This is a genomic window from Chryseobacterium aahli (genome assembly GCF_022699665.1).
Taxonomy (GTDB): domain Bacteria; phylum Bacteroidota; class Bacteroidia; order Flavobacteriales; family Weeksellaceae; genus Chryseobacterium; species Chryseobacterium aahli.
This window is the reverse complement of the sequence record NZ_JALDNB010000012.1, coordinates 112031-137199: the sequence shown is the minus strand read 5'-3', so window position 1 is coordinate 137199 and position 25169 is coordinate 112031. Positions and strand designations below refer to the sequence as shown.

At 33.9% G+C, this 25169-nt stretch carries 24 protein-coding genes and 5 tRNA genes; 6 read left to right on the top strand and 23 right to left on the bottom strand.

Translation table 11 applies throughout. The annotated features are described in order from the left end of the window. Positions 1 to 204: 204 nt before the first annotated feature. A complete protein-coding gene (gene deoD / locus MQX03_RS17580; RefSeq protein ID WP_242804583.1) occupies positions 205 to 915 on the top strand; it encodes a purine-nucleoside phosphorylase in 711 nt (236 codons plus the stop codon). A 55-nt stretch (positions 916 to 970) separates the two neighbouring features. On the opposite strand, the gene MQX03_RS17575 is transcribed toward deoD, so the two are convergent. The 12 genes from MQX03_RS17575 to MQX03_RS17520 all read right to left on the bottom strand — a co-directional run bounded on the left by MQX03_RS17575 (position 971) and on the right by MQX03_RS17520 (position 6225). Continuing rightward, on the bottom strand, positions 971 to 1756 hold the full coding sequence (locus tag MQX03_RS17575; RefSeq protein ID WP_242804581.1) for a TatD family hydrolase: 786 nt from the start codon (positions 1754 to 1756) through the stop codon (positions 971 to 973). Next, positions 1753 to 2070 (bottom strand): hypothetical protein, encoded by a 318-nt coding sequence (locus MQX03_RS17570; protein ID WP_242804579.1) that lies wholly within the window; start codon positions 2068 to 2070, stop codon positions 1753 to 1755. The genes MQX03_RS17575 and MQX03_RS17570 overlap by 4 nt, the downstream gene beginning before the upstream one ends. A gap of 20 nt (positions 2071 to 2090) precedes the next feature. Beyond that, positions 2091 to 2160, bottom strand: a tRNA-Val gene (locus MQX03_RS17565). Between the two features lie 6 nt (positions 2161 to 2166). Further along, positions 2167 to 2240: transfer RNA gene (locus MQX03_RS17560), tRNA-OTHER, on the bottom strand. A 4-nt stretch (positions 2241 to 2244) separates the two neighbouring features. Then, a tRNA-Ala gene (locus tag MQX03_RS17555) sits at positions 2245 to 2316 on the bottom strand. A 7-nt stretch (positions 2317 to 2323) separates the two neighbouring features. Continuing rightward, positions 2324 to 2395: transfer RNA gene (locus MQX03_RS17550), tRNA-OTHER, on the bottom strand. Positions 2396 to 2401: 6 nt separating this feature from the next. Continuing rightward, positions 2402 to 2475, bottom strand: a tRNA-Glu gene (locus MQX03_RS17545). Between the two features lie 3 nt (positions 2476 to 2478). Then, complete coding sequence (locus MQX03_RS17540; RefSeq protein ID WP_242804577.1) at positions 2479 to 3255, bottom strand: hypothetical protein; 777 nt, start codon at positions 3253 to 3255, stop codon at positions 2479 to 2481. Positions 3256 to 3278: 23 nt separating this feature from the next. Further along, entirely contained in the window at positions 3279 to 4643 is a 1365-nt protein-coding gene (locus MQX03_RS17535) for an SDR family oxidoreductase (protein ID WP_242804575.1), read from the bottom strand. An 82-nt stretch (positions 4644 to 4725) separates the two neighbouring features. After that, entirely contained in the window at positions 4726 to 5106 is a 381-nt protein-coding gene (locus MQX03_RS17530; protein WP_242804574.1) for a hypothetical protein, read from the bottom strand. 96 nt (positions 5107 to 5202) lie between these two features. Continuing rightward, positions 5203 to 5376 carry a hypothetical protein gene (locus MQX03_RS17525; RefSeq protein ID WP_242804573.1) on the bottom strand — a complete coding sequence of 58 codons (174 nt, stop codon included), beginning with the start codon at positions 5374 to 5376 and terminating at the stop codon, positions 5203 to 5205. Positions 5377 to 5511: 135 nt separating this feature from the next. Beyond that, positions 5512 to 6225, bottom strand: a complete 714-nt coding sequence (locus MQX03_RS17520) for a DUF434 domain-containing protein (protein WP_242804572.1) — start codon at positions 6223 to 6225, stop codon at positions 5512 to 5514. Positions 6226 to 6524: 299 nt separating this feature from the next. On the opposite strand from MQX03_RS17520, the gene MQX03_RS17515 reads away from it, so the two are divergent. The 5 genes from MQX03_RS17515 to MQX03_RS17495 all read left to right on the top strand — a co-directional run bounded on the left by MQX03_RS17515 (position 6525) and on the right by MQX03_RS17495 (position 12796). Then, the gene (locus MQX03_RS17515; protein ID WP_242804571.1) at positions 6525 to 8012 is read left to right on the top strand and encodes a xylulokinase; all 1488 of its coding nucleotides are present in this window, start codon (positions 6525 to 6527) and stop codon (positions 8010 to 8012) included. A 240-nt stretch (positions 8013 to 8252) separates the two neighbouring features. Further along, entirely contained in the window at positions 8253 to 9581 is a 1329-nt protein-coding gene (gene xylA, locus MQX03_RS17510) for a xylose isomerase (RefSeq protein ID WP_242804570.1), read from the top strand. Positions 9582 to 9707: 126 nt separating this feature from the next. Further along, positions 9708 to 11129, top strand: a complete 1422-nt coding sequence (gene xylE, locus MQX03_RS17505) for a D-xylose transporter XylE (protein WP_242804569.1) — start codon at positions 9708 to 9710, stop codon at positions 11127 to 11129. A 187-nt stretch (positions 11130 to 11316) separates the two neighbouring features. Beyond that, positions 11317 to 11775, top strand: coding sequence for a MarR family winged helix-turn-helix transcriptional regulator (locus tag MQX03_RS17500; protein ID WP_242804568.1), 459 nt, complete (start codon positions 11317 to 11319; stop codon positions 11773 to 11775). After that, positions 11759 to 12796 (top strand): S41 family peptidase, encoded by a 1038-nt coding sequence (locus MQX03_RS17495; protein ID WP_242804566.1) that lies wholly within the window; start codon positions 11759 to 11761, stop codon positions 12794 to 12796. The genes MQX03_RS17500 and MQX03_RS17495 overlap by 17 nt, the downstream gene beginning before the upstream one ends. 164 nt (positions 12797 to 12960) lie before the next feature. On the opposite strand, the gene MQX03_RS17490 is transcribed toward MQX03_RS17495, so the two are convergent. From MQX03_RS17490 to MQX03_RS17440, 11 genes are all read right to left on the bottom strand, one after another. Continuing rightward, positions 12961 to 13746 carry a hypothetical protein gene (locus MQX03_RS17490; RefSeq protein WP_242804565.1) on the bottom strand — a complete coding sequence of 262 codons (786 nt, stop codon included), beginning with the start codon at positions 13744 to 13746 and terminating at the stop codon, positions 12961 to 12963. 14 nt (positions 13747 to 13760) lie between these two features. Beyond that, a complete protein-coding gene (locus MQX03_RS17485) occupies positions 13761 to 14456 on the bottom strand; it encodes a hypothetical protein (RefSeq protein WP_242804564.1) in 696 nt (231 codons plus the stop codon). A gap of 11 nt (positions 14457 to 14467) precedes the next feature. Next, a complete protein-coding gene (locus tag MQX03_RS17480; RefSeq protein ID WP_242804563.1) occupies positions 14468 to 15142 on the bottom strand; it encodes a hypothetical protein in 675 nt (224 codons plus the stop codon). Continuing rightward, on the bottom strand, positions 15102 to 17846 hold the full coding sequence (locus MQX03_RS17475; protein ID WP_242804562.1) for an OmpA family protein: 2745 nt from the start codon (positions 17844 to 17846) through the stop codon (positions 15102 to 15104). Before MQX03_RS17475 ends, MQX03_RS17480 begins: the two co-directional genes overlap by 41 nt. Before the next feature lie 3 nt (positions 17847 to 17849). Beyond that, entirely contained in the window at positions 17850 to 18365 is a 516-nt protein-coding gene (locus tag MQX03_RS17470; protein ID WP_129534761.1) for a DUF4280 domain-containing protein, read from the bottom strand. Between the two features lie 2 nt (positions 18366 to 18367). After that, positions 18368 to 19423, bottom strand: coding sequence for a hypothetical protein (locus MQX03_RS17465; protein ID WP_242804561.1), 1056 nt, complete (start codon positions 19421 to 19423; stop codon positions 18368 to 18370). Between the two features lie 15 nt (positions 19424 to 19438). Continuing rightward, positions 19439 to 20482: a hypothetical protein gene (locus MQX03_RS17460; RefSeq protein ID WP_242804560.1), complete on the bottom strand. Its 1044-nt coding sequence runs from the start codon at positions 20480 to 20482 to the stop codon at positions 19439 to 19441. A gap of 75 nt (positions 20483 to 20557) precedes the next feature. Next, positions 20558 to 21970 carry a T6SS phospholipase effector Tle1-like catalytic domain-containing protein gene (locus MQX03_RS17455; RefSeq protein WP_242804559.1) on the bottom strand — a complete coding sequence of 471 codons (1413 nt, stop codon included), beginning with the start codon at positions 21968 to 21970 and terminating at the stop codon, positions 20558 to 20560. Between the two features lie 41 nt (positions 21971 to 22011). Beyond that, positions 22012 to 22986: a DUF2931 family protein gene (locus MQX03_RS17450; RefSeq protein WP_242804558.1), complete on the bottom strand. Its 975-nt coding sequence runs from the start codon at positions 22984 to 22986 to the stop codon at positions 22012 to 22014. A gap of 64 nt (positions 22987 to 23050) precedes the next feature. Continuing rightward, the gene (locus tag MQX03_RS17445; protein ID WP_242804556.1) at positions 23051 to 23221 is read right to left on the bottom strand and encodes a hypothetical protein; all 171 of its coding nucleotides are present in this window, start codon (positions 23219 to 23221) and stop codon (positions 23051 to 23053) included. A gap of 2 nt (positions 23222 to 23223) precedes the next feature. Then, the gene (locus tag MQX03_RS17440; RefSeq protein ID WP_242804554.1) at positions 23224 to 25155 is read right to left on the bottom strand and encodes a type VI secretion system Vgr family protein; all 1932 of its coding nucleotides are present in this window, start codon (positions 25153 to 25155) and stop codon (positions 23224 to 23226) included. Positions 25156 to 25169: the final 14 nt, after the last annotated feature.

Genomic DNA, 25169 nt, shown 5'->3' with positions numbered 1-25169 from the left:
CTCTTTTTTTGCTCCCCCCGCCGGCGCGCCCCCCCCCCCCCCCCCGAAACACAAAAAATAGCGAGTGCGGAGAGCAGGAAATAGCTCCTAATAATGAGTAATCGGTAATGAATAATTGGCACGCAGTTGAAATTGGTTTACTCCATTGTTTCATGCAATGACATTTAAAAAGTTTTTATCTTTGCTAAAATTTAAAACAAAAATATGAGTGTACACATCAGTGCCAAAAAAGGAGAGATCGCAAAAGTTGTTTTGCAGCCTGGAGATCCGCTTCGTGCACAGTATATTGCAGAAAATTTTCTTGAAAATGCAAAACTGGTAAGTAAAACGAGAGGTATTTTCTATTACACCGGAACTTACAAAGGCAAAGAAATCAGTGTGGGAGCAAGCGGAATGGGATTTCCAAGCATCGGAATTTATTCTTTCGAGCTGTATACAGAATATGATGTTGACACGATCATCAGAATCGGAACTTGTGGCGGATATTCGAGTGATGTGAAATTATTCGATATCCTTAACGTAGAAAATGCGGCAAGCGAAAGTACATACGCAAAATATGCCTGGGGATTTGAAGAAGAAATATTTTCGCATCAGGGAAATATTTTTGACATCATCAATGAAACGGCAGAAGAACTATCGTTAAAAGCTAAGGCAACCAACATCCACAGCAGTGATATTTTTTACAGAAAAGATCCTGCAACTCCTGCAATTGCTATAAAATACAATTGTCCTGCAGTAGAAATGGAAGCTTTTGGATTGTTTGCCAACGCAAAATATTTAGGTAAAAATGCTGCGACGATTCTTACAGTTTCTGATATTATTCCGACCAAAGAATTTATTTCGGCAGACGAAAGAGAAAAAGCGTTGAAACCAATGATTGAATTGGCTTTAGAATCGGCTTTGAAAGTGATTTAATAAGAAACAATAGCTATAAATAAAAAGAGCTTTACTTGATCAGTAGAGCTCTTTTTTATATTCTGAAAAAATTTCGGGTGACTTCTGTAGTTTCATCTGCAACCTCAGAAATACTTACTTTTTTCAAATGGGCAATTGTTTGGGCAACATAGGGCAAAAATGATGGTTCGTTTCGGCGGTTTTGCATTCTCGGCATATTTTTCGGAAGCATAAAAGGCGCATCGGTTTCAATCATCATTCTGTCGAGCGGAACATATTTGATCACTTCTTCCAAATGTTTAAATCTGTTCGTATCGCTTATTGCTCCGGTAAATCCTAAGTAAAATCCTTTATCCAGATAAGTTTTTGCTTCATTTAAAGTTCCGGTAAAACAGTGAACAACCGCTTTTGGAAGTTTGGATAAATATTCATCAGTGATTTCGTTAAACTTTTTGAAAGCTGCTCTTTCGTGAAGAAAAAGAGGTTTATGAACTTCAATTGATAATTCTAATTGAGCACGATAGCATTTTTCCTGAACGGGTCTTGGCGAAAAATCTCTATCGAAATCCAATCCACATTCTCCAACGGAAACGACGTGGTCTTGTTTTAATAATTTTCTTAATTCATTACTACTTTCGTTGTTATAAGATTTTGCGTCGTGAGGATGAATTCCAGCCGTTGAAAATAAAATTTCAGGATAATCTTCTGCAATTTCCGCTGATTCTTTGCTTCCACGGACGCTTGTTCCTGTGAGAATCATCTGTTCGACTCCATTGTCGAGAGCTCGGTTGATGATTTCCTCGTGTTCATTGTTAAATTGTTTATTGGTCAGGTTAATGCCAATATCGATAAATGTGTTCATTTTTTGTTTGTTTTATGTATTAAAAAATATCTTTTTACATGCGCTCTTTTTATTGAATCTTTAAAAGATTTTTCTGAATAGAAACTTCTGTAATCAGAATGTGTTTTGCCGTAAATTTCTTTTGTGATTTTAACCCAGATTAGTTTTCGTTTTTTTCTTCTTTGCTTAAAAAATTTAATGGTTTCACTAAGCTGATTTTCGATTTCAGATTTTTCAGTTCTCCTCCATTTTTTATTTCCGTGCTTTTTTAGATAAGGTCCTATTTTACCATATTCGAAGCTTCTGAAAGTTCCTTTATTGTAAATGTTTTTCATAATTATTTATATCAGAAAAGGGAAACAGGCAAGATTTGAACTCGCAACTTCTCGAGGTTTGAGACGTTTTTCCATTTAAACTACTGCTTCCATTTGGGAGTACAGCGGGAGTCGAACCCGCAACCTCTAATCAGTGAAGTCAGTGTTCTTCCAATTAGAACTATGTACTCCTTTCGAAACGCATGGGACTCGAACCCACAACATCTGGTTTGCAGAACCAGAGCTCTTCCATTGAGCTAACGTTTCTATTTTGGGAGATAAGCGAGATTCGAACCCGCATCAATTCCGTGCAGGGAATAAATTTTTCCACTTAAACTATTATCTCCATTTTGGAAAGCATGTGGGACTCGAACCCACGACCTCCGCCGTGAAAGGGCGGCATTCTTCCAGCTGAACTAGCGCTTCAATTTATTTATTAATAATATCAAAATAAAAATCTTTACCGCAAGAACATTCTTCAATCAAATTTTCCTTGTAATAATTAATAAAAGCTTTTACTGCCTCTACTGTTTCATCAAATTTAAAATCGATAATTTTTCTATAAGGAGTCTTATATTTAGAATTAGTTTCCTTTTCATCTGGTTTTAAATTAATCATTTCATTTCTTATATTAATTAAATCTTTAATATTTCTATATTGAGAATTATATTCATCTTTAAATGTTTTGCCCGTAATATTGACTAATGCAACAATTTTTTCATGAATCGAACTTTTTCTAATTTTATTATTTTTGTCATAAAATATATATTTATTTTCATTCAAAATGTAATTTAAAAATGTCTCAATGCTAGCTTGTAAATTAATAATGCAATTGAATGCCAATTGAAAGAAATTGCCAAAAGCATGACTACTTATTATTCCTTTTTTAGTCTTCTCTAAAAGGATTTTTTTATAATTTTCAATTAAATAATTTGACATTATTGCATTTGAATAATAAATCGTTACAGGATTAATTTCTTGCATCATTATTTTATTTCCATTATAAAAACACTCAAATCCTGCTATTAATGAAGTATTTGTTTGAATAAGTACATCATAATCATAATGTTCTGCAAATTTACCTGAATTCATATAAGAAGAAATCGAATTTTTACTTTCCTCAGGATATTCTACATTTTCTAAAACTTTATTAATATCAAAATCAGGTTTAATTTCTAATGATGGTTTCAATCCAATATGTGACATAAATTTTCTTTTTTAAACGATATTTACCAATTATTAACTTTATAATTTTTCAATAAAACTCCACTGAAATAATTCCCATTGATCCCTTCCACAATCGGATGCAGAATTCTCGCAGCACCGTCCACAGAATCTAATGGAGGAATATATCCCTGCTCAAACTGTTTTTTTCTTAAACTTTCTTTTGCTCCGGTAGAAATCCATCCCACGTCAACTGCGGTCATATAAATCTGATCTTTTTCAAATTCTTTTGCAGAAGTTAAAGTCATCATATTCAAAGCAGCTTTCGTCATATTTGTATGAGGATGAAACATTGTTTTGTTATCATAACTGAAAATCCCTTCCGAAGACGTCACATTAATGATAAACTTTTCTTTAAAAGCCGAGTTTCTCATGAGAGGTTTTAATTCTTTGATTAAGAAATAAGGTGCAATATGATTAATCAAATTCACCTCAACCAACTCATACATAGAAACTTCTTCCAATGTAGAGTTCCAGCTTGTTTTATCTCTATTATCAACAGGCTGTCCGAAACGTGTCAAAGCAACCGTTGTTTCTTCGTTTTTAGCATATTCCAATTTTCCGATTTCGGTGGAAATTTCTGTTTTACTTGGAATTAATTTCTGATTATTTTTAAATTCTACCAACATTTCGTTTTCACGTTTAATGATTGGCAAGTAATACTCATCAGGATATTTTATAGTTTGTGCTGCATTGTTGATTAAAATATCAAGCGTTTCAAAATTCAATTTATAAAAATCTATAAACTCCTGAATTGCATTTAAATTTCTTAAATCTAAACCGTACACCCAAAGTTTGTCTTTCCAATCTTCATAATCTGCTTCCTGTTGCAAAGTTTCCAATGCTAAAGCGGGAAAACGTGTTGTCAGAATCAGATTTGCGCCGTTTCTTAATAATTTAAGAGCAGTTGCAAATCCTACTTTTACTCGTCCTCCCGTCAGAATAATGTTTCGCCCAGTTAAATCAGTTGACTCAAAACGTTTTTCATAATTTTCATCGGCACATTTCGGGCATAATCTCGTGTAAAATGAGTGAGCGTAATTGTAACTTTGGTTGCAGCAGTAACAATTTTTAGGAATATTAAGTTTTGTAAGATTTGTCTCATCTTTTTCATCGTCATAAAAATCAGAAACTCCCGCCAAAGCTTTCTTTAGCAATACCGATTCAGAATTGATTTCCAAATCATGCGTTTTCATTTGAGTATAATTTTCCTGACGATTTTGCTTTTTAGCATTCTTATGAATTTTTGTAATTAATCCAGAGAAAGTTTTGTTATCAGGATTAAGAAAGGGCTCGTCCTTCAAAGCATTCAAAACCTTGATACATGTTTCCCATTCGTTTTTAGAAAAATTTTCATTAGAAAAATCCATTGCTTTATTTTATGTTGACAAAATTAAATGTTTAATACGCAATCTTTTTACGCAGTATTTTTTTTCAAAATTAATTTTATAATCATTCATTAATGAAACACTCCAAAAAACCAATTAAATTTTTTCCACCATGACTCCACCGGATTCCGTGACCATCTTTTTCTCTGACCTCAAAAACCAATTCGTGTTTATAATGATAGAAAACATTCCACCATGTTTTATGATGTAAAATGAAATTAATTTTCTCCATGACCATTTGTTGTTTCTGTTGATTATTTCCTTTTACTTCGCCCCAAAATTCGTCATCCATTCTTCCTACATGCTTTTCCCAGGCTCTTTGTGCAATGATAATTTCATGATTAAAAGATTTTTGGCAGGCTTCAATTAACATCTTTTTCGATGGTGGGATGGCATTTTCATCTCGTACACTTGCAGAAGTCAATCTTTGCCCTAAAATATTCAACCAATATTCAAACGGAATTTCTTCTAATTTCTTGGCTTTAATTTCATCTGAATTTTGCGAATTAAAAACATTGATGAACTGATTAAAACTTTCATCTCAGTCAATTTTTATTTCCTCATTGAAAATCGGAAGATTAAAATCTAAAGTATTTTCTTTAAATTTTTGAATATTTTCACTTAAACTATTGAGATGTTCCTCAGCTAAAATCGATTGATATTTTTCTTTCCATTCATCTGAAAAGAATGTAATATAATCTTCAAATACATTCATAATTAAATTTTTCCTACTTGATTTTTAAATTAAAAAATGCTGAATTCTTAGAACACTTTCATTTCTTTTAAACACAAATGGCACGAATATTTTCACAAATATCACAATAAATTATTTGTATATTTTTTATCTCAATCAAAACATTTTAACAAGATTGACTGAAAGTTTTTCTTCATTAATTAAATATCCCACAAGATTAAACCCATTTCTGCAGTTATCTAAAATCCAGGCATCGGAAGAAACCACTATTTCTGCATTTCCAACTAAATATTTATCCGGATTAAACTCTAATTCTACTTTCCAATTGAGGTAATTTTCTTTAGCAAAATCTAAAATCATTTCTTTAATCCTTCCGCTGTTTGAAACAGGTTTATCGAAAATCCAGATCAGGTTTTCAGCGTGTGATTTATTGAAAAATGCAGCAACCAGTTCAATCGATTTTTGAGTCTGATTGACTCTTTTGTAAGTTCCGTGAACGCCGGACAGATCACGAAAACAACCATCAGTTCCTTCAAAAATATAAGCCTTGGAAAGTAAACTTTCCAACAAAATCAAAACATTAAAACCATCAAGATAAATCGTTTTGTTTTTTAAATCTGAAATTACCAGCTCCTTTAATTTTCTATTGTAAATCTGAAGTTCAGAAGCCGAAACTCCACGCAAAGCCTGAATCTGTCGGGCTTTTAATCGGTAATGATTCCCCACCAAATCTAACGAAGCCTTTTCAGCATAGCCCCTGTTCAGTAAATACTGCATATCCTGAGTTGCCAGTTTCAGTTTGTCGATTTGCTTTTGTGAAGAAAATAATATGTCGTCGCCTGTATTTTTCCCGCGATTTCTGTTGTTCATATTCAAAAATAATATTTTAAGTCCAAATCCTGTAATTTATTTCTAAAATCTCATTTTTTACAGGAGATTAACCCATTTTGCAGATTCACTCACCTTTTTCGGTAAAATTCTTAGAATAAAAAATACGAAAAGCAAACTACCTTATCATAAAAAATAAGATAACCAGAATTTTAAAAACCATTGTAAAACAAACAATTACAATAGATATTTATCATAAAAAATTATGAATTTAAAATAAAAATCTCATTTATATTATAAAATTATTACATTTAGTCACTAACAAATATTAAATCAAAAAAATGTTTATAGGATATGATGTTGGAAGTTCTTCCCTGAAAGCTTCAATTGTTGACGAACATGGAAAAGTAATTGCTCATGCTAAATATCCGGAAACAGAAATGCCTATCGATTCACCAAAAATCGGATGGGCAGAACAAGATCCGGAAGCCTGGTGGCAAAACCTGAGAATTCTTACGCAAAAAATAATTGCAGAAAGCCACATCGATAAAAATGAAATCAAAGGAATCGGGATTTCTTATCAGATGCACGGTTTGGTTTTGGTGGGTAAGGACAAAGAAGTTTTGCGTCCATCAATCATTTGGTGCGACAGCCGTGCGGTAGAAACTGGTGACCAAGCTTTTGATGATCTGGGTGAAGAAGTTTGTATGAATAAACTATTGAATTCACCAGGGAACTTCACTGCATCAAAATTAAAATGGGTCAAAGAAAACGAGCCGGAAGTTTATGAAAAAATCTGGAAGTTTATGCTTCCTGGAGATTTTATTGCCTTAAAATTAAGCGGCGAAGCAACCACAACCGTTACAGGACTTTCTGAAGGTGTACTTTGGGATTTCCAGAAACATCAGGCATCAAAAACATTATTGAATCATTGGGGAATTGATGAATCTTTGGTTTCAACAGTGGTTGACAATTTCACAGAGCAATGTGTGGTTTCAAAACAAGGCTCTGAAGAAAGCAGTTTACCGGAAGGAATTCCAATTCTTTACAGAGCCGGAGATCAGCCAAATAATGCGTTATCGCTAAACGTCATGAATCCTGGAGAAATCGCTGCAACAGGAGGAACTTCAGGCGTGGTTTATGGGGTGACCGATAATATTCATTCTAAAGAATCTGTGAGAGTGAATAATTTTGCGCATATCAATCACACCAAAGAGCAACCGAGAATCGGAAAAATGCTTTGTTTAAATGGTGCTGGAATTCAGTACAGCTGGTTACGTCATCAGGTTGATCAGAAAAGACATTCTTATCAGGAATTAAATGATCTAGCTTCACAAATCCCCATTGGATCAGACGGAATTATCGTTCTCCCATTCGGAAATGGTGCGGAAAGAGTTTTAAAAAATAAAGACATCGGTTCTTCTACTTATAATGTAAACTTTAACCGTCACAAAAGTGTTCATTTATTCAGAGCTGGATTAGAAGGCATTGCCTACTCTTTCGTTTATGGAACAGAAATTCTGATGAATGATGGTCTTCAAAAAGGAATCATTAAAGCAGGTGGTGACAATTTGTTTCGTTCATCGTTGTTTGCGCAATCGATTGCATCTTTGCTGGATACGGAAATCAGAATTTTTGACACCACAGGTTCTACAGGAGCAGCGAGAGCAGCAGCAATGGGCGCGGGAGCATTTGATACATTAACCGATATTTTAACAGAAAAAAATATTACCACGACCTACATTCCTGATTTTAAAAATATGGACCAGTACAGAGAAAGTTATGGGAAGTGGAAACATAAATTGGAACAAGTGATAAGTGTGACTTAGTTTCGATTTTAATGGTTTAAGTTCATTTGAAAGACAAAGTTGCAGCCCGAGTTGAACGGAGCTATTTTTCTGGAAAAAAAGGATTGGAAATGCGCTCTGGCTTTTTCAGAAAAAAGCGGGAGTGGAAGGCGGAAATAGCTGCCATAAAAAAATGATAAGTAGCTATTCGAAAAAGTCAAAAGCGACCCAAATAAAAATATAGAAAATTCAAAAAATCAATAAAAATATAAAATCAAAATAATGGCAATTACAACAGGAAACAAAGAGTATTTTAAAGGGATAGAAAAAATTAAATTTGAGGGAAGAGAATCAGACAATCCGTTGGCATTTAAGTTTTACGATGAAAATTTGGTGGTTCGTGGAAAAACGATGAAAGAATATTTCAAGTTTGCTTCTGCTTACTGGCACACGTTCTGCGCAACAGGTGGAGATCCGTTCGGTGCAGGAACTCAGCAATTTGACTGGTTAACTGCTTCTGATGCAAAACTAAGAGCAACAGAAAAAATGGATGCTGCTTTCGAATTTTTCACCAAATTGGGCGTTCCTTATTACTGTTTCCACGATTACGATTTAATTGATGAGGCAGATAATTTCACAGAATCTACAAAAAGACTGGAATTCATCACCGATTATGCTAAAGAAAAGCAAGCAGCTTCTGGTGTGAAATTACTTTGGGGAACTTCCAACTGTTTCTCAAATCCGAGATTTATGAATGGTGCGGCAACCAATCCTTCATTCGATGTTTTGGCTTATGCAGGTGGACAGGTGAAAAATGCTTTGGACGCAACCATCAAATTAGGCGGCGAAAATTACGTTTTCTGGGGCGGTCGTGAAGGTTATATGTCACTTCTCAACACGAATATGAAGCGTGAGCAGGAACATATGGCGAAATTTTTACATTTGGCGAAAGACTATGCAAGAGCCCAGGGTTTCAAAGGTACTTTCTTCATTGAGCCAAAACCGATGGAGCCTACAAAACATCAGTACGACTTCGATGCTGCGACTTGTTTGAATTTCCTTCGTCAGTATGATTTATTGGATGATTTTAAATTAAATCTTGAAGTCAACCACGCTACTTTGGCTCAACATACTTTCGAGCACGAACTTCAGGTAGCGGCTGACAATAATGTTTTGGGAAGCATCGATGCAAACAGAGGTGATTATCAAAACGGCTGGGATACAGACCAGTTCCCGGTTGATTTGTACGAAATGACTCAGGCAATGTTAGTGATTATTCAGGCTGGAGGTTTCCAAGGAGGCGGAGTAAATTTTGACGCGAAAATCAGAAGAAACTCAACAGATTTGGAAGATATTTTCATCGCGCACATCAGCGGAATGGACAATTTTGCAAGATCTTTCTTAGCTGCAGATAAAATTTTAGAAAAATCAAAATATTCTGAGATCAGAACCAGCAGATATTCTTCTTTCGACAGTGGAAAAGGTAAAGATTTCGAAAACGGAAACTTATCTTTAACTGATCTTGCCACTTATGCTCAAGGATTGGGGGAAGTTGGAAGAGAAAGCGGAAAACAAGAATATCTTGAGAGTATTATTAATCAGTATTTATAATTTTTAAACACGAATGCCACAAATAATTTTCACAAATAACACTAATAAAATATTTGTGAAATTAGTGAAACATTTGTGCAATTTGTGTTTAAATAAAACTTTTAACATTTAAAACTAAATCAAACTATGCAAATAATAGATTCTGGTCCTAAATATTCTTCAGGAACAAAGGCGCAGATCAATATGCTGTACGTCACTGTACTCACGTTGGTCGCCACTTTGGGAGGACTTTTGTTTGGATACGACACGGCTGTAATTTCCGGCGCAGAAAAATCGATTCAGGAATATCTGATCATTCCACTAGGATTGAGTTCACTGGCACACGGAGCGACCATTTCCAGCGCATTGATTGGATGCATAATCGGTGGTGCTATTTCCGGAATAATCTCTACGAAGCTGGGAAGAAAAAAATCATTGATGCTCTCGGCATTTTTATTTTTCATCAGCGCATTGGGAGCGGCGTATCCTGAATTTTTATTCTTCAAACACGGCGAACACTCGATGGGTGTTTTGCTGGCATTTAATTTTTATAGGATCATTGGTGGAATCGGTGTAGGACTGGCTTCGGCGGTCTGCCCGATGTACATTGGTGAGATTGCACCTGCCGAAATACGTGGTAAACTGGTATCACTGAACCAGTTTGCCATTATTTTCGGGATGCTCGTGGTTTACTTTGTGAACTGGGGCATTGCAAGCGGACAAACCGTAGAATGGATCAACGAAATCGGATGGAGGTATATGTTTTTATCTTTAACAATTCCTTCTGCTTTATTTGGAGTTTTACTTTTTTTCGTTCCTGAAACGCCACGTTATCTGACTTTCATTAATAAAGATGCAGAAGCGTTGAAAATTTTAACCAAAATAAACGGTGAAGCACGTGGAAAAGAAATTTTCTCCGAAATTAAAAGCACTGTCGTTGAACATAAAAGTGAAATCTTCGCATTCGGGAAAACCGTGATCGTGATTGGAATTTTACTTTCTGTTTTCCAGCAGTTTGTAGGAATTAACGTGGCTTTGTATTACGCTCCACGAATTTTTGAAAGTATGGGTGTTCACAAAGATTCATCGATGCTGCAAACTGTTGTGATGGGATTGGTGAATGTTGTTTTTACCATCATTGCCATTTTCACGGTTGATAAATGGGGAAGAAAACCTTTATTAATCGTAGGATCAGTCGGAATGGCAATTGGAATGTTTGTGATTGCAATTTTGTCTTATTATCAAATCATCGGAATTGCCACTTTAGTATTTATCATCGTTTATACGGCTTCTTTTATGATGTCTTGGGGACCGATTTGCTGGGTTTTGATCTCAGAAATATTCCCTAATAAAATCAGAGGAAGTGCGATTGCAATTGCTGTTGCCGCTCAATGGGCAGCCAATTATTTAATTTCGTCGACCTATCCTTTTATGATGGAATTTAGTGGTGCATTTACTTACGGATTTTATGGCGTGATGAGTGTTCTATCTCTGTTTTTCGTGTGGAAATGGGTTCCTGAAACCAAAGGTAAATCTCTTGAGGAAATCGAGAAGATTTGGGAGAAATAAGCATTCAATTTTACTGTTAAAACAAATAAACCACAGGCTAATTCAGTGGTTTTTGTTTTATTCAAGGGCTTATTGACTGCTTAAATATTATTATAAAGAAGATTTAATGAGTATTTAAAATAATTCAAATCAAAAATAATTTTCATATAATTGATATATCAATTATATTTGTATCAAATAAATTATAATGATTCAAAAAAACCCAACCGGAACTGTTCTTTATTTATTAGAAAAAGCCATTAAAGATTATAGAAAATTATCTCAGAAAAATATTTCAAAAGTTGTAAAAGATATCACCGTTGATCAATGTTTAGTCTTGATAATCCTAAGCAAGGATGAGAAAATATCTCAAAATGAAATTGCAAATCTGATATTTAAAGACAATGCATCTATCACGAGAATGATAGAACTGATGGTAAAAAAAGATTATCTGAATCGAACTGTTCACACTGAAGACAGGCGGAAATTTAACCTTCAAATAACTGAGAAAGGAAAAAAAACTCTGGAATTAATAAGCCCGATTGTATTAATCAATAGAAATACTGCATTAAATGGTTTCTCCGCAGAAGAAATTGAATTGCTTGATAAAATTTTGGATAAAATAATTACTAATTGTAAACTTAAAAAAAATGAAAATATTATTTAATCTAGTATTGCTTTCCGCCATACTTTGTTTTAATTCAAGAGCAAATGCTCAAAATTTGGCTGAAAGAAATAAACAAATAACTGAAATTGCAGATAAAATTAATGAATACTATATTTTTGAAAATGTAGCAAGTCAACTTTCTAAAAAATTAAAATCAGAAATAGAACTTAAAACTTTTGATAATCTTAGTGATGCAGAATTTGCAAAAGCGCTTTCAATTTATTTAACCAAAAACGGAAACGATTTACATTTCAATGTTTTATACCGCCCAAGTCAGGAAGATGAAAAAAAAACAGTTGATGAAAAAAAAATATTAAAAGAATATGATGAGATCAATAAACAATGGAATTATGGTTTTGAAAAAGTGACAAGATTAGACGGAAATATTGGTTATATAGAATACACCGGATTCCCCGAAGGAAACAAATCTGCTCAGCAAATCCTTGATGCGACGATGAATTTTGTTTCAAATACAAATGCATTGATTATAGATTTAAGAAACAATCGAGGCGGTGATGGCAAAATGGTAAGGCTATTTTTAAGTTATTTTTTTAATGAAAGAATTAAATTAAGTGAGATTTACACCAGATATAATAATAAAACCGAAGAGAAGTACACATTTAAAAAAGTAAATAGCAAAAAGTATTTAGATAAACCAGTATACCTCCTTGTAAACAATAATACCATTTCTGCCGCTGAAGCATTAGCATATAATTTACAGCAAAATAAAATTGCAAAGGTAATTGGAGATAAAACCTATGGAGCAGCAAATCCTGTAAAAGCATTTTTTATTGGTAGTAAATATCACTTATTTATACCCATTTCAATAGAAAAAAATGCCGTAACAAATACAAATTGGGAGCATACAGGAATTGATGCAGATGTAATAATAAGTTCTGAAAAAGCACTCGTAAAAGCGCAAATTATAGCACTTGGAAACCTATTAGAATCAAACACCAAAACAGAATTGACCGAAAATGAGATTAAAGAAAAAATATTGAAATTAGAAGAGCAATTATAATCTTTTTTGAATTACTCAACCATTATCAAATAAAATTAAACCACTGGAAATTCAGTGGTTTTTACTTTAAAAGATCTCAAATTCTGTCTTATTCACTGATTTTCTAAACAACATTTTCTTTAATTTAAATATTTTTTACAGCTAACATTATCATTAAAAAACCTTTAAATAACTTCAAATTCATTTTTCCCTTTTGGGATATGAAACATAAGATCGAGCATAAGTTCTTCTCCTGTATTTTTATTGTATAGAAAAAAAGCTGGTTCTCCGTTTATTTTTTTATAGGTTGCTAATTTACCATTGCCATATATTTTTAAAACTTTATCATGACTTAGAGGCATCGGTAAAAAACCATTTTGCGAATCTTCTATTAAACTATTTATTCGCGCATTTGCATCTGCTTCACTCAAATACATTGAGAGTGCCATATTATTTTCACGATTCTTTATAATCTCAAACAAAGAATCATACTGTTTATTGACAAAACAGGCATTTATTTTTTTGTAGATTGTCTCTAATCTGTTGTTGACATCAACTGCGTTATCTTTTACAGCTAATGATAAATCTACACTATCTTCGAAGGAGCTCATTGTATACGGAATATCGGCTTCAAAAAATGACGATTGTTGAAAGTTTGGCTCCTTTCGATTTATTTGAATCTGATTATTCACACAATCTTTTACATGAGAGAAGCTTTCACCATGAACGTCAAATAATTTTATGGCATATTCAAACTTAGTTTTATCATCCAGTAAATTTTCTCCGGAAACAGGAAACAAATTGATTATTACTTTTTGTTTTCCTGATTTAAAAATCCCAAAATTTATTGGAACGTTTGGAGACATTTGCCCCTCAGTTTCCAAAGATATAACGGGTATATCATTAATCAGGACTTCAAATCTGCACTTTACTGCCGTAAAATCTATTGTATAATAAGGTTGGTGAATCATTTCAGTGATATTATTTATTTGTTATAAAACATATCAAAACTACGGTAAGATACCCATTCTTTGTATTTTGGAGATAATTTATCCAATACATAAATTTTCAGTATGCTATCATTCTTAGTATGATTGATGGTATTAATAAAAAAATAGGTGGTCTTATTTTTAGTATCCTCCCAAACTTCCTTAGTTTCTTCTATATGGTCGGTTTTAGATTCTCCATTTTCATCAAGAAATATAGGTCTCTCTTTTGTATTGACATTTTTTTCTAAAAATGCAGGTTTAGAACCTATTGTTTTGGTGATTGAATTAATTATTTCTTTACTGTCTTTATGATTTAATAATTCCATTTCGTAACACCAGATTTTTTTATTTTCTTTTAAATAAAAAATTGAAGTATTATCTGAATTCAACACAGTATTACCAGCAATTGAAAGGTTTAATTTCTTGTTTTTGGGGAATCGGAACTCTTCATAATCACCTGAAATATTGTATTCATCTGATGCATTATCATTAGTTGTCAATCCTATTCCTTTCAATACCTCTTCTACATTTGAACCAAATTTCAACTCTTTGAAGTCTAATTTTGAATTGTTTGTTTTAGTAATCTGGATATTTGACACATTTATTTTAGAATTTGATTTTTCGGTATTTTTTTCCTGACAATTAATCAAGACAAAGCTCAAAATTATTTGGCTTAAAATTATTTTTTTCATATAATAAATTCTTAGTTTACTTCTTTTATATAAGCACTATATGGATATGTTACACTATTTTTTTTGCTCTTTAATCTATGATCTAAATAATCTGAATATTTTGTATTTGACGTGGCACTAATCGCTACATCGCCTAAATTATTTATATCTAAATATAATAAATCAGATTCAATTGTCCTTTCATTTTGTATCACTGCATTTTGCCCCTGATTTAAAATATAAATATTGCCTGAATTTTCCCAAATAAAATATTTCTCAAATCCTTTATCATCTTCAAAGCTGGGTTTACCTAAATTTTGCACTAAGGTCTTTAAGAGCTTTTTACTTTCATCTTTTGTGTAAATATGAATTTGGAAACCATTAATATCTTTTTGATTACCTATAAATTGCAGGTAATTTTCTCCTGAATATGTGGCAGAATTTGGAGCAATTTCACCGTCAAAATTTTCATCAAAAAAATTATAATTATTAAATTGACTTACCTCGTATGTCAGCAATCCAGCTTTATACTTACTTTCCTTGACCTCAAATTTATTTTTATTAATTAAAGATTCCTTTTTAACAGGAAAATTAATATTAGATAATTCAATTGTATTATCGTTACATGATGTCAGAAAAACACTTAATAAAAGTAAAATAATTAATTTATTTTTTCTTTTTTTCCCAAAGCAATAATTTATTTTCACTACCCGTTATTTTTGCTAAATGTCCCATTATATCAAATCCATCAAAGAAAGTTCTTGTTCTGTTGTAATTTACAGGAGTCCAATCTGAACTTACTTTTTTATATGTAAAACCTGCTTTTACCATTACAACAACTGTTCCTACACAAGGGTCTATACTTAAACTTGGAATATAGTAAATTCCTTGAGTAGACTGATACTGTAATTTGTGCCCTGAGGTAATCCCCATTGTAGCTCCGGCAGATAATTTACCCTCCATATGCCCTTCCAGTTCAGGTTTTTTAGTTGTTCCTATTACCACGAACATTCCTTTTAACTCTAATCCTGACTTTAATTCTACTGTTATATTGGATGTCAAATCAAAATTAATTTCTTTACCATCTTTTACGGTACTGTAAGTGACATCAGCGGAACCATCGACCTTCCCTTTTACTTCTAAGTCAATGTACATTTTAAATTTAATTTCAACTCTTTCAGATTCATATCCTTTTTCCGCCCACTCTCTCACCATATTAAAAATTTCAAGAGCCAAAACATTTCCGGTTCCCGCAGTAGCCGCTGCAACACCTGCTTGAACTGCTAAGCCTAACAAATCAAAAACAATAGCAAGCTCAACTAAGGGCTTGGTCTCTAAAGCGAACTTCAGTTTAGTTCCTATTTCGCTGTGTTTTTCACTTACATCAGCTTCCCAATCGGCACTAAGATAAACCACCGGTGCATTTAATTTTATCTCAAAAGGTAATTTTCTCCCAATACCTTTAGAAACAGTACCTTTTGTTCCTCCGGTAATTCCTTGGGCAATTTTTTTTATAGACGATATTGTTGAAAATAATTTAGAGATCTTATCACTATATTTAGCCGTTAGTTCAGGATTACTGCCGTAAGTGCCATCTTTCTGCTTATCAAAAGAAGCCTTTAATTCTACACCAAAGTCAACCTCACTATATTTACCTTTTTCTTCATTTGCTAATTTTAGTGCTTTACTTCTTAATTCTTTATGTTTTTCCGGAGAGAGTTTTTGCCATTTTATACTTAAACTATTACTTAGATTTACATAAAAAGCAAATCTCCATTTAATATCAGGATAAGTTCTAACAATAACTGTCGGTATTTTTTTATTGGCAAAATAAGTACACGAATGAACATCTATATAAACTTTATTGGGGGTACTTGAAGCAGGCCAAATGTATTGTATAGGAAGTAAATTATATTTTGATAAATCTGAATACACTTCATATTGCTTGCTTGGAACAGGAAATGACTGAGTTTTCTCGTTCCCATTCTTAGCTTGCCCAATATCTGTTATTTTTATATTTTTTTCATGGGAGCCGATGCATCCTTTAGTTTCAAAATTATTTACCTGTATCGTTATTTTTTTCTTATTGCCAGAATCATAAGGTGGTGCTATTACTTCATAGATTAATGATAATTCGTCATGATCAATTACCGAAAATCTGATTTTTGCTCTACGATTTTCCTGATGTTGTTTCTCAGTAAGATTAGTTCCTTGATAAATCAGATTATTTTCTCCTAAACCTTGTGGGCTAAACTTTGTTTTATTAAGACCTTGCTGCTTCAAATATTGAGCTACGGCCTCTGATCTGTTTTGGGAAAGCCTTAGATTGAAATCTCCGGGACCGCGTTCGTCAGCATGACCTTCTATAACTACTGTAGAATGTTTATTATTTTTGAGTTTGTTAGCTATATTATCTAGTGTCTTTCTGGTATCAGCACGAATGATGCTTTTATCAAAGTCAAAATATACAATCTCTACGATCTCATTATAAGAAGTCTGCCCGCCTCTTTTTACTTTTGTTTTTCCTTCTTCAAAAATGGTCACAGGAGTACTATCAGTAATAATAATTTGCTTAAATGTACACAATCCTACACCCTGATGATTTTTTTCTGTATTACCGACTAAAATTGTAGATTGATTCGACGGTTTTGTTTTATTGACTACTTTAAGTTCATTTTTAATATTCAGGTTCTTGCCGTGTTCTGTTATTCCGTCTTTGTCTCGCAAATATCCACCCGTTTTTCTTTTAATTTTTACATAAAATTCTTCGTTATCCTGAATGAATTTTATTGAAGCTTTCCATTCTGATGTATTAGGAATTTTAAGGTTAATCTGTCCGTCTGTAACCGTAACACTGTGAACTGTACGCATTTTATAATTACCATTCCACATTTCATTATAAACCTCTACGGTAACTATTTCACCATTAATACCTTCTGTGTCAGCATGGAAGTGTACTTCTTCGCCGTAGCAAAGTCCATAGTTATTATCCTCTGTATTTTTGAGATCCTTGCCACCTCTTGTTCTACTCCAACTACTAGAAACAATTAATGGCGGGCATTGTGCTAGAATAACAAGCCCTGTGAAGTTAATATCAGGTTTCCCCGTCATACTAGCTTCCACATAATACGGATATCCACATAGACGCTTCGGTATTTTATACGAAAAATATTTGTCGGTCATACATTGAAGACGATCAACTATCTTTTTTCTGTCTTTATCCAAAACCATCCAATATATGTTTCCCTTTTTCTGAGCCTCAGTAGTATCCTTATGCCATTCTTTTATGTAAAAATGAGCTTTTTTATTAGCCGGAACAATTACCCATTTATCCGCACTAACTCTTGAATTAGAGTTATTGGCTTCATTAGGTTGAGGTACAAATTTTATTTTCTTTATTCCTTTTGACATTTTTTACAATTTTAAGGATTCTTCCTGTGCAGTTTGCCCCGATTCAAGACCTTCATGGGTAGGCTCTTCTTCAAACATTTCGTTAGGACTAATCAACGGATTAATCTGCTGCTGCACATCCTGATCTGCATTTTTAAAATTCTGCTGACTCGCTTCTGCTCTCTGCCCGTGATCTATAATTTCAATGCACGGAGTTCCTGCAACTGCACATACTGCTTTGCTGTCTTCCAAAATAATATATCCGCCATTGCTGAGCTGTACTTTATCATAGAAATTCTGCCATTCTGTAACCATAATTTTACACGGTGGTGGTGGAACTCCCATTTTCGTACAATTTCCGAATGTGTTTTTTTCAAATGTGGCAGCGCCGATTTCTTTAGTCGTGACAATCAGTTTTTTTGCTGCACTTTTATCGTTTGCATACTCTTTTTGATGAGTGAGCACTTTAAGATTATCCGGAGCTTGCCCAAATTGACATTTGCACATGGCTCCCTGTACTACGATGTGTTTTTCTGCCATGATTATAATTCTTTATTTGAAATTACAATTCGTGTTAAATATTCATTCCCAAATTCTAAACGGACGAATGAAGTATTCATTTTAAAGGTTACGACCGTTAAAGCTTTTGATGTATTTTCATCAACTCCCACGGTTGTCTGATACAATTGAGCTTTGTAGCGGGCAAATTTATCTTTACATTCTGAAGGTGAACTATCATTAAAAACCAGACCATAAGGCAAACCAGAAACTGCGTCTTCACCATAATATTGAATGGCATAATACTCTTCACCACTGGTCATATTTGCATAAATCATATTGAAATTTTCAAAATCCCAATTAGAATATTTGCCATTTTTGCAGGTTTCGCATTCCATTTCACTTGGGTCTGTTTTTAGCAGTTTGGTGAACTGTTCAGCGCTTGTAGGGAGACTGATCAATTGTTTTTTAGCAAAAAGATTCTGAAGATATTTTGAAGTAATTTTTTTCTGTGCGGTTTTTGCTTCAATAGCTGCAATCTGTTCATCGGCCTGAGCTGTCATCATCGCTTCTGTTTCGGTATCAATTGCACTATCTTCCACAGCCTCCAATCCTTTCGAAGGTGCTTTAGTCTTACTATTCAAAAGAAATTCTTTGACTTCCTTTTCCAATTTTCCTGTTGATTTTGTAAGCTTTACATCAACTTCTTTTTTTGACCAGCTATCCGGATTTATTTCTTCAAGAAAAACACTGATTTTCGTACTTTTTGCCGAAACTTTTTTCATAGAAACATTCCAGATTGCTTTTTGGATAAACTGTTTTGGTTTTGCACCATTCTTTAGTGCTAAATTTAAATAAGAATTTTTCTCATTAGCATCAAATTTCAAATCATACAAATCAACGGTCGTTGAAAATTCGTTATCTCCTGCAGCTGCTGCTTTTGCTTCGTCTCTCGTGAAATCATTTTTAAAATCAAAAATGGTATTTTGTAATTCCTCAATGTTTTTTGGAACTGTAAATTCTGTTTTCTGCCCAAAATTCAGAGTAGAAATTAAGATGAACAGCGTTAAAAACAGTTTATAATTAAATATTTTTTTCATTGGTTTGATTTTAAATTAATCAGTCATAACAGCTATTACAACCGATATTTTTTTTCTTTTTTCAGTGTTGATATCACATTCTAAATACAATGATTCCGGAAGTTGGGTTTCACCATTCAGATAATATTGAAGTCTGAAATTTCCGTCATCATTCATGACAGGATTATCTTCTATAATCAGAGAAAATGGCGCTCCATTAATAAAATCATATCGGCTTCTCTCATCATGTAATTTTCCGTTTCCTACAATATTTATTAAATCATAATCATCTTTTAAAGGATCTATTTCTACTTCAATTTTATAATTCGGTTCCACAGCGTTGTTTATCACCGGAAAAGTTTTTGTCATCTCAGTCTGATAATCCTGATTAAATTTCTGATAGATCCCAAAAAACAATGTGCGGATGAAATAATCATTTTTAATGAAGATAAAAAGAGAATTGGGTTCATCTAAAACGGCTTCAATTTTCTGGCAATATTCATCAACAATATCCCCTTCAAATTCTTTGTAAACCTCATCTTTTACATCTTTCCATCTTTCTTTGAATACATCAGCATTTTCTATGTTATTAAATTGCCCCTGCTGATCAACGCTTATCTGCATTGGATATAAAACTTTAGACGTTTTGTATGCCAGCAAATCTGCAATTTCATTGACTTCTTCTTCATTCAGAAAGAGATTTGAAATTCTATCGATTTCAAAAAAATGAAAACCACTTTCATATTTAATCCATCGAACGGAAACATCATATTTTAATTCATTTTTATGTTCATCATTTTCGATAGTTATGATCGTACTGTAGTATCTCAACCTTGAATTTTCGGGCTGAAAAACCAAACTGTTTCCACGACCAAATTTTACCAGTTTATTTTTATCAACAACCGCCGTTCTTGGCAGAAACAGCTCTTTTTGCTGAGTGAAATTTATTAAAATACTGTCTTCTACTTTGCAATGATTGTTGTGAAAAAACTTCAAAGATTCTTCAGACAAGCCGTAAATATTGGCAATACTTTTTACGGTCTCGCCGGGTTGTATAATATGTTTGTTAAACTTCTGCATAAATTAAATTCCAACTACATCAATAGATAGCTTTCGAATTTTTCTTTTTTTAAATACATTAAATTATTTCCTCAATTAATGAAGAACTCTTACTCTGTCGGAAGTAGGATCCATTCCTATTCCTTCCCTTCTTGCAGACCAGTGCAGATATTTATTTCTGAGAATTCTCAGATCATCCTGTTCTTTCATTTCCTTTTGATAGTCTGCATATTTTTGTTCTGGTATTGATGCGCCGCCATAAGCGTTTTCAACTTCTTTGTATCTCTTAAAAACATATTGTTTTCCGTTGCCCATTGCATAAGGTCTTAAGCGGTCTTTTACTCTCATCAGCAAAGCATCAGAAGCGATAGAATGTTTTTCGTCGGTAAGTTTTTTTAAGGTAAATGGAATTTCTTTTTGATCACCATATTCTGCCATAAAGTGTAGAGGAATATAGCTGTAAGTTTTCACCAAATCCCGACTTCCTTTTAATGCCAAATAAAAACCAGGTTCTATGGTAAGCTGTTCTTCTTTAAACCAAGCATCTGCAATGAGCTGGCTTCTTAATGTCTTTAATTTCGTAGCCGTTGTCCAGGAGGTCTCAATTTCTTCCCAACTCTCTGTGCCGTCTTCATAAGCTCCGCCTACATCACAATGAACTCCGGGAAAAATTCTTTCTATACCGACATGCACATTGGTCAAATCAAAATTTTCTCTGTGCTCGTTTTCTGCTACAAAATGAATGACAGTCTGCGCTCTTCCGATATCATTAAGACCTAATTCGTCCACATCATTGTGAAAATTCGGCTTTGGAGAAAAGTTCTTTGAATAAGACGAAACTGTGTCGTAAATTCCTAAAAAACGAACCTTAAGAACATCAATTTTAATTCCGGCTTCCTGTAATTTTAATCCTAAATGTCCCCATTTCGGAAGTTCTTCTCCTTCAACTCCATTTCCGTCACTGTCAGAATGAGAAGTGAACGTCATGCCTTCATGAGAAACCGTTGTGGTTTTTGCTTTATATTTTGATTTACCTATTTCATGCACAAAATTGCGAGCCGCTGCCGCTCCACGGCTAAAACCAAAAACATCAAATGTAAGCACCGATATTTTATCTGCTTTTTTAGCGTTTTTTATATTTTTTACTTTCTTAACGATTTCTTCACAGCCTTTTCTTACTTTACCTCTGATTCCGGTATCTCCCGTTCCGAAAGCATATCCCAACATTGAGTCTTCTTCTTTGTCTTCCGTACCAATTCCTTCTATATAGATCCCGGAACTTTTATCATAATGATCCCACAAACGTGCGACGTTACTCCAATCATTATTATAACTGTTGTTATCCGTAGGAGAGCCTCCGTTTTTTTTGTAATCGGGAGTTTTATCTCTTCTTTCGATGGTATTGGTTTTATTATTTAAAGTTCCGTCAAAAAATATCCCAAGAGTAATGTCTAAAACTTCCTCTTTGGATATTTCCGGGGTGTAGTCTCCAAATTTGTTATTATGCATTGTTCTTTTTGTCTTAATTAATAAACATTGTAAGGAATGGATTACTCTATCTTACGGGAGAATCTCGTTTTTGCTTTCGTAATCGGCAGTTCTTCGTTATCCGTTTTTAATGAGAAGATTGCGGCCGTATTATCGTCATTAACTTTTATCGTAAAATCTATGTTTTTTTCTTTTCCCAATTTTTGGAACAATTCAAAAATTTCTTTTTCATCAAAAGAATCTATCCAGACAGCGTATCTGTTTTTATTTTGATCTCTCCAGTAGAAACCACAAAATTTCGGGATCGCTCTTTTCTTGTAAGTATCTTTTATGAGGCTTTCATTAAAAAGGTTTTCCTGCTCGCCATTATAATTGGTCATTCCAAAGTCAATCCATTCAGCTCCGTTTGGTAAAATCACAGATGGTTTCCAACTGTATCTTTCTCTGTAAGCATCATAAATTTCAGGTGAAGGATACCCTTGTTTTTCTATTTTTTCTCTTATTTCGGGTTTAAATGTTTTATAAGACGGATCTTTTAACATTCTTTCGGCAAAACCTTCTTTCAACATGTATTTTGCATTGTCGTAGGCTTTTTCCTGAGTAATTAATGTATCATGAGCCTGAAAAACACCCACTTCTCTTTGATTTCCTGCACCGTTAATCCATAAAACAACCCGTCCTTTCGGAGCAAGACCTACAATAAAATTGGTATATGTTGTTTTTTGGCCATTATCCTGATCAGTAAATCCTTTTTCAAAGAGAGTTTTTATTTTTTCTTTGTCTAAATCCCATTTTCCTGTATAAAATTTATTTTCAACTAAAGAATACCATGTAAATTCCAGCTTACTTGGAATGTCCATTTTTTGAGTTTCTACGCTCATCGTTCCGCCTTCATTTCCCCAACCCGTATTTTGAGTTCCCCAAATAGCATCAAAACCATAAGTGAAATTATCTGCTATAATTGCTCCTTTGTAAATTTCCATAGGATATTCTTCAGGCGCAGAGATGGTTCCTAACCAATTATATTTTTCGTCCATTTTTTTATTTTGACAACTTGCCACAGAGAAACTACAGAGAATAAAAAGAAGTAATATTTTCAACTTACTTATTCCCATGCGACATTATTTTTTTATTGCTTGCCAAAACAAGATTACCTTTTTTAGCCTCTGCATTGATTTTTTGTGCAATTTTTTCAGCCTTTTTCCCGACACTTAGATTATAAGTATCGTTCACTTTGATGATCATATTTTTTGCAGTTTTTCGAATGGCCATGATTAGAATAATTTTGATTTTTCTGCGCTGTTGAATTCAACAATTTTTCCGCTTTGCATCGTCATGTTTTCCAATTCGCTGAATATCGACATTTCACCGGCAATTTCGTTGGAAGTTTCAGACTGACGGAAAAATTCTTTTTCCACCATTTCAGTTCTCGTATCTGAAGATTCTCTGATATCTCCTGCTGCAGTTTGTACAATATCTGTTCCTGCCGTAGAAATAATATTGTCGTTTGCCGAACTTGTAATACTAGCTCCTGCATTTACTGATATTTCTTTACCGGCTGTAATATTGATATTTTCCCCTGCGTTTAATGTGAAGTTTTTCGGAGCATTCATCGAAATATTTCCCTTTCCATCCATGAAATAGGTATTTCCGCTAGGATCGATGATATTTACACTTCCCTCTTCATCATTCATCAAAATTCTGATTCCGCTTCTCGTCTGTATTGATTTTAAATGATTGTTGATTCCGCCACCTAAACCAATTCCCCCATGAAACATCCCACCCATTACGAAAGGTCGGTCAGGATGATTGTGTACAAAATTCACCATTACCTGATCTCCAACTTCTGGAATCGCTACATAACCTCGGTTTTGAGTAATCTGATCCGTTCCTCCCGCATCAGGACTCATCATTCTGATAAAATGAGTCGTGTCATTCGTCTGCCAGTCAAATCTTACCTGAACTCTTCCCTGGCCTTCCGGATCGGTGTTGGAAATTACTGTCGCAATCTGTGGTTCAGCTTTTGGTGTCGTAAACTCAGGTTTTGGCAAAAATCCTGTGTCTGATGCGATGCCGTTAAAACTTCCGGTGTAATGACCAATCGTGTCAATTTCATGCGTCGTTTCTGTCACCATGATTCTTGTGAAATACGAAGTTTCATTCGTATCAGGTTTTCTCATTTCAACATCTACGGCGCAACCGGGATGTAGAAAAGGAACCGTCGTTGAACCTGAAATATTGAAAACATTCACCGCCTCACTTCCTGAAGTGCTTTTCTGTGAATATTCTACATCCAAATGGGTCGTTGCTTTGATTGGAGCAACTCTTAAAGATGGAGTTTTATAAATATTGTCGTTATGTTGATAAGCAGTTTTTGCCAAATCTCCAACATGCTGAATCGGGGTTGCTCCTGATTTTAAAACTTCATTTTTATTACTGTTGTAGCCGTAGAACTGAGGCTTTGTGTGAACCGCTTTCAGTTCAACTTTGATATCGTTGGCACTACTTCCGTACGTCAATTTGATGGGTTGGTTTTGTGGCGGAAGTTTTCCGAAGTGCAGCACTTCACCGTCGTAGTAAAACTGTTCGCCATACGCTTCTGCCATTCTCGCTAAATAATTGTAATGCGTTTCATCGTACTGACTGCTGTAAATGATTTGAGAATAATCGTTTGTATCAATTCTGATATCAAAACGGCTTTTGTCTAAACCTTGCTTAATGACTTCTTCAGCAATGATTCCCATATTCACGGCCTGGCTTCCACCAAAACTTTGGATATGAGGAGCACCATCAAGCAAAATAGTCGGGCTGTAACCGGATAAAACAATGTTTCCTAAGCTCATTCTCTCCTGGCTGAAACCTACTCCCGTAATAACGCCGACAAATGTACGTTCAGGACTTTTGTCGATGTCTTTGTAGGAAATAACTGCAGTCAGGCGTTTGCCTAAAAATTTATTGGCTTCTTCTAAAGTATGAGTTTGGCGGTCACCTAAAGTGTCGTGAGCTAAAGTCAATGTAAACTCGTGGTGCTTCTGTGCACTTTGGGTAAGCTTGAAGTGTTTGTAATATTTGATCACTTTACCTTCAATAACCAAAGATAATTTGACCAGGCGGTTGATGCCGGTATGGTGATTTTCTGAGACTCCTGCCGCATTTTGTGACGGACGGAATTGGTTCCCACTAGACTGTTCTGGTGTACTTGACATAATTTTGTGATTGT

Excerpts from the sequence above, each read along its gene's own strand:
- MQX03_RS17440 (WP_242804554.1), bottom strand. The coding sequence starts at position 25,155 with ATGTCAAGTACACCAGAACAGTCTAGTGGGAACCAATTCCGTCCGTCA.
- MQX03_RS17535 (WP_242804575.1), bottom strand. The coding sequence starts at position 4,643 with ATGGATTTTTCTAATGAAAATTTTTCTAAAAACGAATGGGAAACATGT.
- MQX03_RS17495 (WP_242804566.1), top strand. The coding sequence starts at position 11,759 with ATGAAAATATTATTTAATCTAGTATTGCTTTCCGCCATACTTTGTTTT.
- xylA (WP_242804570.1), top strand. The coding sequence starts at position 8,253 with ATGGCAATTACAACAGGAAACAAAGAGTATTTTAAAGGGATAGAAAAA.
- MQX03_RS17455 (WP_242804559.1), bottom strand. The coding sequence starts at position 21,970 with ATGCATAATAACAAATTTGGAGACTACACCCCGGAAATATCCAAAGAG.
- MQX03_RS17465 (WP_242804561.1), bottom strand. The coding sequence starts at position 19,423 with ATGAAAAAAATATTTAATTATAAACTGTTTTTAACGCTGTTCATCTTA.
- MQX03_RS17450 (WP_242804558.1), bottom strand. The coding sequence starts at position 22,986 with ATGGACGAAAAATATAATTGGTTAGGAACCATCTCTGCGCCTGAAGAA.
- MQX03_RS17570 (WP_242804579.1), bottom strand. The coding sequence starts at position 2,070 with ATGAAAAACATTTACAATAAAGGAACTTTCAGAAGCTTCGAATATGGT.
- MQX03_RS17445 (WP_242804556.1), bottom strand. The coding sequence starts at position 23,221 with ATGGCCATTCGAAAAACTGCAAAAAATATGATCATCAAAGTGAACGAT.
- MQX03_RS17470 (WP_129534761.1), bottom strand. The coding sequence starts at position 18,365 with ATGGCAGAAAAACACATCGTAGTACAGGGAGCCATGTGCAAATGTCAA.
- MQX03_RS17540 (WP_242804577.1), bottom strand. The coding sequence starts at position 3,255 with ATGTCACATATTGGATTGAAACCATCATTAGAAATTAAACCTGATTTT.
- MQX03_RS17500 (WP_242804568.1), top strand. The coding sequence starts at position 11,317 with ATGATTCAAAAAAACCCAACCGGAACTGTTCTTTATTTATTAGAAAAA.
- MQX03_RS17515 (WP_242804571.1), top strand. The coding sequence starts at position 6,525 with ATGTTTATAGGATATGATGTTGGAAGTTCTTCCCTGAAAGCTTCAATT.
- xylE (WP_242804569.1), top strand. The coding sequence starts at position 9,708 with ATGCAAATAATAGATTCTGGTCCTAAATATTCTTCAGGAACAAAGGCG.
- MQX03_RS17485 (WP_242804564.1), bottom strand. The coding sequence starts at position 14,456 with ATGAAAAAAATAATTTTAAGCCAAATAATTTTGAGCTTTGTCTTGATT.
- deoD (WP_242804583.1), top strand. The coding sequence starts at position 205 with ATGAGTGTACACATCAGTGCCAAAAAAGGAGAGATCGCAAAAGTTGTT.
- MQX03_RS17520 (WP_242804572.1), bottom strand. The coding sequence starts at position 6,225 with ATGAACAACAGAAATCGCGGGAAAAATACAGGCGACGACATATTATTT.
- MQX03_RS17575 (WP_242804581.1), bottom strand. The coding sequence starts at position 1,756 with ATGAACACATTTATCGATATTGGCATTAACCTGACCAATAAACAATTT.
- MQX03_RS17475 (WP_242804562.1), bottom strand. The coding sequence starts at position 17,846 with ATGTCAAAAGGAATAAAGAAAATAAAATTTGTACCTCAACCTAATGAA.
- MQX03_RS17460 (WP_242804560.1), bottom strand. The coding sequence starts at position 20,482 with ATGCAGAAGTTTAACAAACATATTATACAACCCGGCGAGACCGTAAAA.
- MQX03_RS17490 (WP_242804565.1), bottom strand. The coding sequence starts at position 13,746 with ATGATTCACCAACCTTATTATACAATAGATTTTACGGCAGTAAAGTGC.
- MQX03_RS17525 (WP_242804573.1), bottom strand. The coding sequence starts at position 5,376 with ATGAATGTATTTGAAGATTATATTACATTCTTTTCAGATGAATGGAAA.